Origin of the sequence: Lactobacillus rizhaonensis (assembly GCF_036246345.1) — a bacterium.
Lineage (GTDB): Bacteria > Bacillota > Bacilli > Lactobacillales > Lactobacillaceae > Lactobacillus > Lactobacillus rizhaonensis.
On the sequence record NZ_BTTV01000006.1, the window covers coordinates 91,593 to 103,505 of the forward strand.

General features: G+C 35.8%; 10 protein-coding genes. 5 read left to right on the forward strand and 5 right to left on the reverse strand.

Annotation, left to right across the window (positions count from 1 at the left end; all coding sequences use genetic code 11):
- Positions 1-13: 13 nt before the first annotated feature.
- The 4 genes from dltB to AAA915_RS07960 form a co-directional block, all read right to left on the reverse strand.
- Positions 14-1,258: a D-alanyl-lipoteichoic acid biosynthesis protein DltB gene (gene dltB / locus AAA915_RS07945; protein ID WP_174794609.1), complete on the reverse strand. Its 1,245-nt coding sequence runs from the start codon at positions 1,256-1,258 to the stop codon at positions 14-16.
- The gene (gene dltA / locus AAA915_RS07950) at positions 1,258-2,772 is read right to left on the reverse strand and encodes a D-alanine--poly(phosphoribitol) ligase subunit DltA (protein ID WP_338201301.1); all 1,515 of its coding nucleotides are present in this window, start codon (positions 2,770-2,772) and stop codon (positions 1,258-1,260) included. Before dltA ends, dltB begins: the two co-directional genes overlap by 1 nt.
- Before the next feature lie 13 nt (positions 2,773-2,785).
- Positions 2,786-2,938, reverse strand: a complete 153-nt coding sequence (locus AAA915_RS07955; protein ID WP_046325722.1) for a teichoic acid D-Ala incorporation-associated protein DltX — start codon at positions 2,936-2,938, stop codon at positions 2,786-2,788.
- A 122-nt stretch (positions 2,939-3,060) separates the two neighbouring features.
- Complete coding sequence (locus AAA915_RS07960) at positions 3,061-3,381, reverse strand: hypothetical protein (RefSeq protein WP_174794607.1); 321 nt, start codon at positions 3,379-3,381, stop codon at positions 3,061-3,063.
- Between the two features lie 569 nt (positions 3,382-3,950).
- On the opposite strand from AAA915_RS07960, the gene cbpB reads away from it, so the two are divergent.
- The 3 genes from cbpB to AAA915_RS07975 all read left to right on the forward strand — a co-directional run bounded on the left by cbpB (position 3,951) and on the right by AAA915_RS07975 (position 7,291).
- Positions 3,951-4,436 (forward strand): cyclic-di-AMP-binding protein CbpB, encoded by a 486-nt coding sequence (gene cbpB, locus AAA915_RS07965; RefSeq protein ID WP_338201305.1) that lies wholly within the window; start codon positions 3,951-3,953, stop codon positions 4,434-4,436.
- A gap of 283 nt (positions 4,437-4,719) precedes the next feature.
- The gene (locus tag AAA915_RS07970; RefSeq protein WP_338201307.1) at positions 4,720-5,292 is read left to right on the forward strand and encodes a hypothetical protein; all 573 of its coding nucleotides are present in this window, start codon (positions 4,720-4,722) and stop codon (positions 5,290-5,292) included.
- A gap of 118 nt (positions 5,293-5,410) precedes the next feature.
- Positions 5,411-7,291, forward strand: a complete 1,881-nt coding sequence (locus AAA915_RS07975) for a heavy metal translocating P-type ATPase (protein ID WP_294605138.1) — start codon at positions 5,411-5,413, stop codon at positions 7,289-7,291.
- Between the two features lie 68 nt (positions 7,292-7,359).
- Here the strand turns inward: AAA915_RS07975 and AAA915_RS07980 are convergent, their stop codons facing one another.
- A complete protein-coding gene (locus AAA915_RS07980) occupies positions 7,360-7,926 on the reverse strand; it encodes a CPBP family intramembrane glutamic endopeptidase (protein WP_338201310.1) in 567 nt (188 codons plus the stop codon).
- Between the two features lie 340 nt (positions 7,927-8,266).
- On the opposite strand from AAA915_RS07980, the gene AAA915_RS07985 reads away from it, so the two are divergent.
- Positions 8,267-9,358 (forward strand): YdcF family protein, encoded by a 1,092-nt coding sequence (locus AAA915_RS07985; RefSeq protein ID WP_420915122.1) that lies wholly within the window; start codon positions 8,267-8,269, stop codon positions 9,356-9,358.
- A gap of 86 nt (positions 9,359-9,444) precedes the next feature.
- Positions 9,445-11,790 (forward strand): ABC transporter ATP-binding protein/permease, encoded by a 2,346-nt coding sequence (locus AAA915_RS07990; protein WP_338201314.1) that lies wholly within the window; start codon positions 9,445-9,447, stop codon positions 11,788-11,790.
- The last annotated feature ends 123 nt before the right edge of the window (positions 11,791-11,913 follow it).

Here is an 11,913-nt window from a genome sequence, read left to right on the forward strand (position 1 = left end):
ATAAAATTCTTGCTTACTTCCAGCCAAACCATAGTTGACTGAGAAAACCTGAGAATATCAGGAAACTAAAACAAACTACATTGAAAGTGACAAAGATAGCCAGCCATTTGGTGTATTTATTTGATGGCAATTTGTCTTTGTGCTTCTTCTTAAACCGCAGCCAGCAATCATTGATGATAATGGCCACAGCATGAAACAATCCATAAACAATATAATACCAGGTCAGCCCGTGCCAGAAACCCATCACCAGAAACAAGAGCAAGTATGCTGCTTGTGACAGCCGAACAGGATTCTTGAACAGCTTTTTCTTCATGGCGAAGAAGGTAAACCGCATGTAGATGTAGTCCCGAAACCAAAAGGACAAAGTCATGTGCCAGCGGTTCCAGAATTCTTTAATATTTTGTGAAATAAACGGCTTATTAAAGTTCATTGGAGTGTGAATACCCATAAAATAGGAAATTGACACGGCAAATAAGGAATAACCGGCAAAGTCAAAGAACAAATACATACTGTAGCAGTACATATAAGCCACTAACCACCAAGAAAGTTTTAAACCGCCATTGGCAGTACCTGTGATCAAGGCAGCCCTGGTAATTCGCGGCAGCCAATATGTACCAAAGAACCAGCCCAGAACAAATTTATAGAGAAAGCCCTGAAACAAGTAACGGGTTGCAAGTTCCAAGTCATTTAAATATTGCTCACGCTTAGGAACAGCATCACACTCCTTGGCAAATCTGCGATAGCGATCAATTGGGCCTGAGGAAATGGTGGGAAAGAACAAGAGAAAGCGTAAATACGTTCCCAGATTAAGTTCTTTAATAGCACCATCACGCACTTCCATCACAACCTGCACGGTCTTGAAAGTAAGATAGGAAATACCCAGAAAGGCCAAGACTCCTGGAATTTTAGCTTGCGGGAAAGCAGTCTGCACTTTGACTAAAATCAGCGGCACAATTGCTAAAATTACCGCTAGGTAAAAGACCCAGGTTTTATTTGAACTGTTTTGGCGCTTGCGATAATAGAGATAGCCATAGGAAACCAGGAGCTGAAACAGAATATAAATGATCAGGCTAACGCCCTGTTGCCATTTTTCGCCATCAAAAATGAGAAATAAAAAAACTAACGAGAACACAACTTCATAGATTTTGAAGCGATGCCCCCAATACAGCCCGATGATAATGGGGATTAAGCCAATCATCAAATACACAAAGTAATGCGGATTGGAATAAGGCTGTAAGTTAATGAAGTTAAAGTTCACTACTCGTTGACCTCCTTAATGACGGCCTTAATGTCAACTTTGCCATTTTGTGAGACTGGTAATGTTTCACGGTAAACATAACGTTGCGGAATCATATATGGCATCAGATCCTTAGCTAAATCATCCCGAATCATTTTGGTAATTTCTGCTTCGGAATATTGTTCTTTAACACCATCTTTGAGTTTGATTTCCGCTACAATCTGCTTAACCGTATGGTCCTGATTATATTTAGGTGCAGCTACACCATGATCAACCAGTTTATTCATACCGATATAATGGTTGATTTCTTCCAGCTCGATGCGGTAGCCGTTGAATTTGATCTGGAAGTCAATCCGCCCGCGATAAAAGAGCATGTCCTGGTCGAAGAAACCTTCATCGCCTGAACGATGACTGAGATATTGGTCACCCGGCTTTTTAAAGAAAGCCTTAGCAGTCTTCTCCGGATTATTCATATAACCCTTAGATGTACTTGGGCCAGTAATAATGATTTCACCTTCATCAGGCTGATCACCTTTAGTTTTGTCAATAGTTATTTTGGTGTCCGCTTTAACCTTGCCAATTGGCAAGCGGTCATATTTCTTTAAAATTGCATCTGTAATTTCCACTTGGGTGACTGCAACTGTTGTTTCGGTAGGTCCATAGGTGTTAAAAATGCGTGCCTGAGGAAATTTCTTTTTTAGCATAACTACTTCATTGTGGGGCAATTCCTCACCACAGAACAAAAAGTGAGTCAAGTTTGGGTGATGATCAGCAGTAAAAGTTTTATCCAAAAAACACATTTGCGCAAATGACGGAGTTGAAACCCAAACGTTAAATTGTAATTGGGGCAGAGTCTGAAATAATTGAGCAAAATTTTGTGTTACTTCATGTGGTAAAGCCACTAACTTCCCTGCTCCAACTAAAGCCGGATAAAGACTCATCACTGAAAGATCAAATGAATACGGTGCTTGGGACAAAAATGCTGGATGCTGAGGCAGATCAAAGTCTGTCATTTCCCAGTTAATAAAGCTAAGCAGATTATTATGACTAATCTGCACGCCTTTAGGTTTGCCACTGGTGCCCGAAGTAAAAATAATGTAAAAGTTGTCATCACCTTGGACAAAATTTGCAGGATCGGGTTCATAATTTCCCTTTTCCACATCTTTAGGATGTACAACCTTAATAGGCGGTAAATCAATTTCTGGCAGATCATCAATTGCAAGAATTGCTTCAGATTGAGAAACTTCCTGAATCATGACTATTCGCTCTGCGTTGGAGTAACTGGCAATAGGAATATAGGCATGACCTGATTTAACACAGCCCAAGAAGCTGGCAATCATTTCAAAATCCTGACCGCCCCAGATCATAACGGGACTTTGCGGTGAAAGTCCTAAACCAGCAATTTTATGAGCCCATTCATCTGAGCGTTTTTTGAGATCACCATAGGTATTAGTTTGACCTAAATAGTCATAGGCAATACGTTCAGGATCCGCTTGAGCAACTTCATCAATTTTTTTTATTACATTTTCAATCATGATTTGTACCAGCTTAAAATTCGTTATAAATAAAGTGAACAGAAGTCAGCCCACTGTATTGATATAAATAAATTAACACCATTAAAATGACACAATAGATAACTGTTGTTAAAATGAACTTCCCAATACGTTTTCCACGTGAATCATTTTTCTCTTTTTTAGCCATAATTTCATATCTTTCTCAATATTAACAAAATGTACTATCGAATATAGTACTACTAAAGTTTTGTCACCCAAAAATCCACCTCAAATTTTTACCAAATTTAAATATTTTCCCATTTCGTCCGTTTATCGTTCGTCGTTCAACTTGCGACAATCATTATAAGCAAAACAAAGCGGAATTAAAATTATGAATGAGCCAAACAGTATAGTAATTATTAATAAGATAAAAAGATTAGTTGGCTTTAACCAACGCTCACTCTCTGCGGTAGTTAAAATATATGTGGCAAATAAAACAGTAAAAATTAGTTCCCCTAAAAACGTGTAGGCCAATGCACCTTGACCAATTAATTGATATAGTCGCAGCCAGACGCTTGCCGGAAGTAAACAAAGCCACCCAGAAAAGCGTAACCAGAAAGTGATTTTTTTACGATAATCTTGTCTACTCATTTTTCTCCTTAAAATCTCAATTATCCCTTTCAAATAGAGTAAACCTAATTATAACAATGAGTTTTGTAACAAACAATTTTGTAGCAACCGAAATTTGTATTTTGTCATTTTCGTCATACTTTTTTCACATTTTATAGTTATACTATAATTGTGATATAGAAAAGATATATATCTTTTCTATATCATACTCAACTTTTTGTTTTTCATTCATACTCCTCCAAGTATAATAATGAAAAAACCGAAATGACTTTACAGGTCATTTTCATATCTATCCCTTTCGACTCACGTGCATTACGTGAGTTTTTCTATACTCTTAAACAGTTCTAAAGAAATTCTTTACTCTTTTATAAGAGATTTTCTACCTTAACTTCATAATTTAGAGATATCATTTTAAATGTAGTAAGCAATAGCAATGCTTACTACCATACTCCCACTTTTTTATTTCATTCATTCTTACTCCTTCAAAGTAGATGAAAACTAACAGGCTCGCACACCTTGCGAGCCTTTTTTCTTTGTTATAGGATTAATTTAGTTATTTATTACTTATCAATATGAGAGGTCTATATCTAATGTTTTCACCCACAATAAAACACTTACTGGAAGAAAAATCAGGTTCATTCATTATTCCTGCTTCCCGTATTGCATTTGTCGAAGATGACAATCCTTTGTACCATGCCTTTATGATTTTAACTCGCGTTAAATATTCAAAAATTCCAGTCCTTGACCGCGAAAGCCGTGTAGTTGGCCTACTAAGTTTAGCAATGATCACAGATAAAATGATGGAAACAGATGATATTTCTCTTGAACCATTAAATCAATTACAAGTACGCGATGTAATGCAAACCGAGTTTGACAAAATCAACTTTGTGCAAACTACCCTGGAAACACAGCTTCATTTACTAGTTGACAATGCCTTTTTACCCGTCGTTGATGACTATGACGTTTTTCAAGGACTACTGACAAGACGCGAATGGATTAAAGCATTTAATTACATAGCGCACAACTTTGAAAAGGAATATAAAGTTACTCCAATTACTAAAAATAAGCAATTATGAGATATACTGTAAATTTATAATTATTTATTACATTTTTTAGTGTACTTTACTTCAAATTAAGCTATAATATAATTAGCTAGGGAAATCTAGGTTTTATTTGGTAATCCAGCTATTTAGTTAGTACAATGTGAAAAATTGATTTTGATTTTGTGTTATTTTGTAGACATATACGCAATTACAATATTGACATCCCTGATCTTAAAAAATTAAATAACGCTTTGCTAAATTAGTTAATAAAAATTAATAGATATTTCTTGAATAATTAGAAAAGAAGAGCACTAATATGGCAAGTAAAACAATTTCTGCGCAATTGACATTTTTGATAAGCGCAATTATAAAAAATTGGACTTACCCAAATGATCAAGAGCTATCACTAAAAGACAGAGCTGAGTTGGTTTCTCAACTAAAAAATTTGACAAAGAGCCCAGATAGTATGGACGAGGCTGCTAAAATCACTGATGCTTTTTACAAAGATAAAATAAATAAGCGGCTTAAATCAATAGATTCCAACTTTTCGTGGATTTTTATAATTTTGCAGCATGAATTGGTGTCTGCTTCGCGCTTACACGCTCTTCTCCTTGATTTAGCCAAAGAAGAACACTTTTCAGAAAAGGGAATTGCAAAAATTAACCAGTATTTTGCAGAAACTGATGATTATGGTGATAATGATGACTTTATTACAATGTCTTCCTCCGATTTGATTGACTCATTAGGACGGACTAAAATTTTCCACATTCATCCAGCTAAAGATGAATACAAAACTTTTAATGTTAAAAAGCACACAGCGAGAACTACACCCAAGTCAATTAAAGCAGAGAATCAAGCAAATAAGATCATTAAGTTAAAAAACCACTAATTAAAAGAAGCAGTCAGATGACTGGCTTTTTTTTTACCTAAAATTTAGCACTAATTTAGAATAAGTCTAAATTAGTGCTAAAATAGAGGTATATTTCTTTTTGTTGGAGGCATAATGCATGAGTTTTAAACGTCAGTGGAAGTTTTTTTGTGTTTTAGCTATCGGAATAGTAGCTTTTATTTGCCAGTTTGGCTTAAAAACAAAAAGTCTTTTTCAACTGGGAAGTTTACAATTTCCAATTGAAACTATCCTAATGGATTTAGTCGGTGTTATAATGGCATATTCCTTGATCACTGAAATAGTTGGCGACTTTAAATCGGGACGGTACGGTGTTGATATCTTAGCTGTAATAGCTGTCGTTTCTACTATTCTAATTGGTGACATTTGGGCTGAATGGATGATTCTAGTTATGATGACTGGTGGGCAAGCTTTAGAAGATTACGCCACTGGTCAAGCAGATAAGGAACTCCGTTCACTTTTAAACAATTCCCCTACTATTGCCAACAAAATCAGCAATCAAAAAATTATTTCGGTAAATGTAGAACAATTAGCAATTGGCGATCACATTCTAATTAAGCCTGGTGAACAGGTACCAGTAGATGGAAAAGTCATTAAAGGTGAATCCACTTTTGATCAATCTTCTTTAACCGGTGAATCGGTACCAGTTGCCAAAAATCCTGGGGATCAATTAATGTCCGGTTCAATTAATGGTAGTGTTGCTGTTGAAATGGCTGTTACTAAAAAAGCTAGTGATTCAGAATATCAAACAATCGTTTCATTAGTTAAATCTTCGCAAGCGCAGCCGGCTAAATTTGTCAAAATGGCTGATCGCTATGCTGTTCCTTTTACTATCATTTCCTTAGTAATAGGACTCGCGGCTTGGATTCATTCCGGTAATCCAATTAACTTCGCAGAAGTTATGGTTGTTGCTTCGCCTTGCCCATTATTAATAGCTGCGCCTGTGGCATTAGTATCTGGCATGAGTTCCATGTCTAAACACCATATTATTGTCAAATCTGGTCCCACATTGGAACAACTAGCAACAGCAAAAACTTTTGCCTTTGATAAAACTGGTACTTTGACGGAAAATCAACTGGTAATTGATGAAATCATTCCTGCTGATAATAGCAGTTATAGTGCAGAAACTCTACAAAGCTACGCCACTAGTGTCGAACAACAATCAAGCCATATTATTGCCAATTCACTAGTTAAAGTAGCGGATAAAAAGCTCTTAAAACCGGCTACACAAATAAAAGAGTCAACTGGTCAAGGAGTTAGTGGGATAGTTGAAAACCATTTAGTCAAGGTGGGCAAACTGAGCTACATTAAACCAGAAGATAATTTTCAAAAAGTGCAGGAAACCAATGCTACAGCTATTTACATCTCAATCGATAATAAATACGCCGGCTGTATCACATTTAAAGACCAAGTTAGACCAGAAAGTGCGCAGACAATTAAGCGTTTAAGGCGCCAAAGCAATGCTCATATTATGATGTTGACAGGAGATCATAAAGATGTTGCAACTAAAATTGGCAAGGCGCTTAATGTAAAAGATATCCGCTATGAATTATTACCAGCAGAAAAAATAGCTGCGATTAAAAATGTAAAGAAAGAAAATCGACCAGTTGTGATGACTGGTGACGGAATTAATGACGCACCTAGTCTGTCTGCTGCTGATGTTGGTATTGCAATGGGAGCCAAGGGAGCCTCAGCTGCCAGTGAAAGTGCAGATGCTATTATTATGGTAAATGATTTATCTAAAATTAATGATGCCGTAGCTATTTCTAAGCATACGATGAAAGTCGCTAATATTGATGTATTAACGGCTATCACAATAGTAATTATTATTGAATTAATTGCATTTACTGGTGCTATTCCCGCATTTTGGGGCGCTATTTTACAGGAAGTAGTAGATATGATTTCAATTAGCTTGGCACTTTTAGCTAAAACTACGCCTAAAAACCCAGAACAAACAGGAATCAGTAAAACTACGAATTAATGAAAAATTTTTCTATTTAAAAAGCCTGATAAATCTGCGTTTACATGAGACGCAATTTGTCAGGCTTTTTATATGAACCCCAAGGAATTAAAAATCATATGGGATAAAATTGAATAACGTAAATCCTTGCTGGTAGTGTAAACCCATGCTAACACACAACCTAAGGCCCAATAAACGAGTAAATATTTAGTTAATCCAGGATCGTGAGCGTAACCAAAAGTAAGTCCACTTAGCAGTATGCCCGACCATTTATTACTACTTGTGTTTTTATTGAAAAAAGCATTAAAAAAAAGTCCGCGAAAAATTATTTCCTCAAATATGGGTCCCACAATAATAACCATTACAGGAAAAAAGTAACCTGCCTGATAAGAAATTTGATCAAGAAGTTTCTGATTAGTAGAAGTTTGCTCCGTATTAAAGCCTAAAGCCAATTGAATAGTTGCACTGACAAAAATCAACATTACTGCCCCTAAAAGAGACAGCAATACTTTTTTAACCTGCCAGTGTGGTTTACTATTATAATTTCGCTCGTTACTACGCCTTAACTGCAAGCAATAAAAGTAAAATACTAATAGCAGAGCTATAACAGTAATCATAGCAGTCAACAGTACAAAAGGAATATTTCCTAAGCCCAATGATTTTCTCAACCTGTAAGGATAAAAATAAAACTGCTGTACAATCGTATAAAGTATAAAAGCGAGTATTATTGTAATTATATTGCCTAGAAAATAGAAAAACTTTTTCATCTATTACACCCCTTTCTGACTAGAATAAAAGTAAATCCTTAACTAATTTTACACAGTATCTCAGTAACAATAGAACTTACCTGTATTTGTCGTTAACGCGCACATATTACAATCAGATTGGCAGTTATTTCCCGGGAAATAACTTTTCTTATTCTAGCATACTTTAATTTACTAGGACTTTTTATACATATTTATTATAATAGACTTATCTCTAGAGCAAAGGCAGGGTATTATGATTAGACTTTTTGAGATCTTAAACCAGAATCGGTCATTTATAATTCTTTCACTTATTATGCTGGCAACACTCACCGTTTTTTTAGTTTCCTGGTTGAAAGAGCCTCGGAGATTACTTAACGGTATTCTTTTCACAGTCTTTTTGTTAACATTCGGTGTTTGGCTCACAGTAATGATTCTATCTACGAGCTTAAGGCCGCTCATTTTAACATATGAAATTCTAGTAGTTTTATTTGTAGCCGCAATTACTATGATGGCTGCCTTTTCCTGGCTGTTTTTCTTATGGAATGCATATATTGTCTGGAAACGCGAAAGTCACACACTGTCAAACTTATTAACACTCTTTATTGGTATCGGGATAATAGTCGTGTGGTTAATTGCACTAATTGGTCCGTTCAGAAACATGCCATCATGGGTTAGAATTCTCTTGTATGCACCAACAGCTGTTTTCGATTATCTGCTTTTTGTTGCTTATAACTTTTTAGTAAATTTGACTTTCTACCAAATTGTACCTAGACAATATAACCAAGACTATTTAATTGTTTTGGGTGCCGGTTTGTCGCAAGGTGAAACAGTTACACCACTTTTAGCTAGTCGTATCAATCGTGCAATTGAATATGCTCAAAAGCAGGTTACTAAGGGAAGAAAAAAGCCTAAGTTTATTATGTCCGGTGGTAAAGGCGGAGACGAAAAAGTTTCTGAAGCACAGGCAATGACTGAATATGCAATCGCTCGTGGAATTGAGCCTAGTGATATATTACTAGAAGATAACTCCAAGAATACCTACCAAAACATGAAATTTTCGGCTGAGGTTGCCGCAAAAGATTTTGGCAGTAAAAATTACAGAGCAAAATTTTTCAGTAATAATTATCACATTTTTAGGGCTTCTCTTTACGCTAAAGCTGCTGGGCTGAATGCCAACGGCGTAGGCTGCTATACCCGTTTTTATTTTCTGCCCAATGCAATCGTGCGTGAATTTGCTGCAGTTTTGCTTTTAAACAAGAAACGGCATATTATCGCTATCCTATTAATTGTGTTATTCTTTATTATCTATGCTTTATTTGATTTAACTGGACTTATTCATTAAAATAATTATCTTCTTTTGGCTTTGCTCTTTCATAAATGTTAAACTATCTGTTATTAATTAATTATTAAAAAGAAAGAGAAAAAGACATGTTACAATTAAAAGATTTGCACAAGTCATATCATGTCGGTGATACGGTTACGCATGCACTTGATGATGTTTCCATATCATTTCGTAACCAAGAATTTGTCGCAATTTTGGGACCTAGTGGGTCTGGTAAAACCACGCTATTAAATGTCATTGGCGGACTTGATCGCTATGATAGTGGAGACTTAATTATTAATGGTAAATCCACTAAAAATTTTAAGGAAACTGACCGGGACGCTTACAGAAATAATTCTGTCGGCTTTGTTTTCCAAAACTATAACTTAATTTCACATTTATCAATTATTGCTAACGTCGAATTGGGAATGAATTTATCCGGGGTTTCCGCTTCTGAGCGTCATAAGCGAGCTGTAGATGCTTTAACCCAAGTTGGCTTAAAGGATCATATTTCTAAAAATCCCAATCAACTATCTGGTGGTCAAATGCAGCGTGTCGCAATTGCACGAGCTTTGGCTAATGATCCTGATATCTTACTGTGTGACGAACCGACCGGTGCTCTTGACACTGAAACATCTGAGCAAATCATGAAGCTGATTAAAAAACTGTCAAAAGACCGCTTAGTAGTTATGGTTACACATAATCCCGATCTAGCTCAGGAATATGCCACCCGAATCGTCAATTTTCAGGATGGTAAAATTTTAAATGATTCCAATCCCTTTAATCAGGAAGAAGAAAAAGATACTTTTAAGCTGAAACGGACAAAAATGTCGTATTGGAATGCCATCAAGTTAAGTTTTACCAATATTATGACTAAAAAAGGCAGAACAACTTTGACAGCCTTTGCGTCAAGTATCGGGATTATATCTATCGCAGTTGTTTTAGCCTTATCTAATGGCTTTCAAAAGCAGATTGATACAACGATGAGTAAGGCACTAGCCAAATATCCCGTTACCATCAATCAAACCGCCACCGATGCTTCAAGTATCGAAGATCGTAACGAATCCGATAAGAATGTCAAAAATCGGGGCTATTTAACTGTTGAAAAAGATAAGATGCAGGAAGCAACTCATCAAAATAAAATTAGTCAGAAATACGTTAATTACGTCAAAAAAATAAATCCTGATTATGCTAACAATATTTCCTATCAGCGAGGGATTAACCTCAATTTGCTCACTCGCAGTAAAAATAAAATCAAACGTGTCCAGTTTTCCCCTATTTCAGCTAGTTCAGATAGTTCTCAAGCAGCTGCCCAAATGCGTATGCAAGCAATTAGTGCTACTGGGTTAGGCTCATCAGTATTTCCTACCACACTTAATTCTGGTAAAAGTAATTTTCTGAAAGAAAATTATCAACTTTTGTCTGGAGCGTGGCCGCATAAAGCTACCGATTTGGTCTTAGTAACAGATAATGAAAATAAACTAAATATTAATATTTTGAAAAATTTAGGTTTCAAAGTTAAAGCTGACGAAAAAATAAAGTATCCCAAATTCGTTGGTAAAACCTTCAAAATTGTCGCCAATAATGACTATTATCAAAAATTGCCGACCGGTATGTTTATTCCACAAAAAATCAGTAATTCTATGTACAATAATAGCAAAACTAAGCTTCGGATTGTAGGCATTATCAGGCCAAAAGACCAAAATTCTATGGCACTTTTGTCATCAGGAATTGCCTACAGTGACCAGTTAACACAAAATATTATCAATAAAAATAAAGCTTCAGAGATAGTAAAAGCACAAAAAAAGACTACTCAAAATGTCATGACTGGTCAAAGTATGAATTCCCAGGAAAAGAAACAAATGATACAGTCAATTGGTGGTTCCACCGTACCGACTAGCATGATGATTTATCCCAACGATTTTGATGCCAAAGATAAAGTACTTGATTATTTAGATAAGTGGAATCGTGGTAAAAAGAAAAAAGATAAGATTATCTATACTGATATGTCAAGCGCTGTTACTTCGATGACTGGCGGCTTGCTTAACGGTATCACTACTGTCTTAGTTGCCTTTGCCGCAATTTCTTTAGTAACATCAATGATTATGATTGGTATTTTAACTTATACTTCTGTTTTAGAAAGAACTAAGGAAATAGGAATCTTAAAGGCACTGGGTGCCCGTAAAAAAGACATCACCAGGGTATTCGATGCCGAAACATTTATTTTGGGTGTTTTTTCCGGTGTTTTAGGTGTATTCATTGCTTGGTTGCTGGTCTTCCCTATTAATAGTCTTCTTTACTCAATTACTGACTTAAGTAATGTGGCACAACTTAACCCTACGCACGCCCTGATATTAATTATTATCTCAACCATTCTAACTATGATTGGTGGCCACTTGCCAGCGCGGATGGCAGCTAAGAAAGATGCAGCAATTGCACTAAGAAGTGAATAAAAACAGTATTTTAGAGTTTACTTATTTTTTGTTACATGTGAAACAAATATAGGTAAGCTCTTTTTTTGCATAATTTTAAAGTAATATCTATTGCCGCATCCTGTTGACAAATTGGCATATACC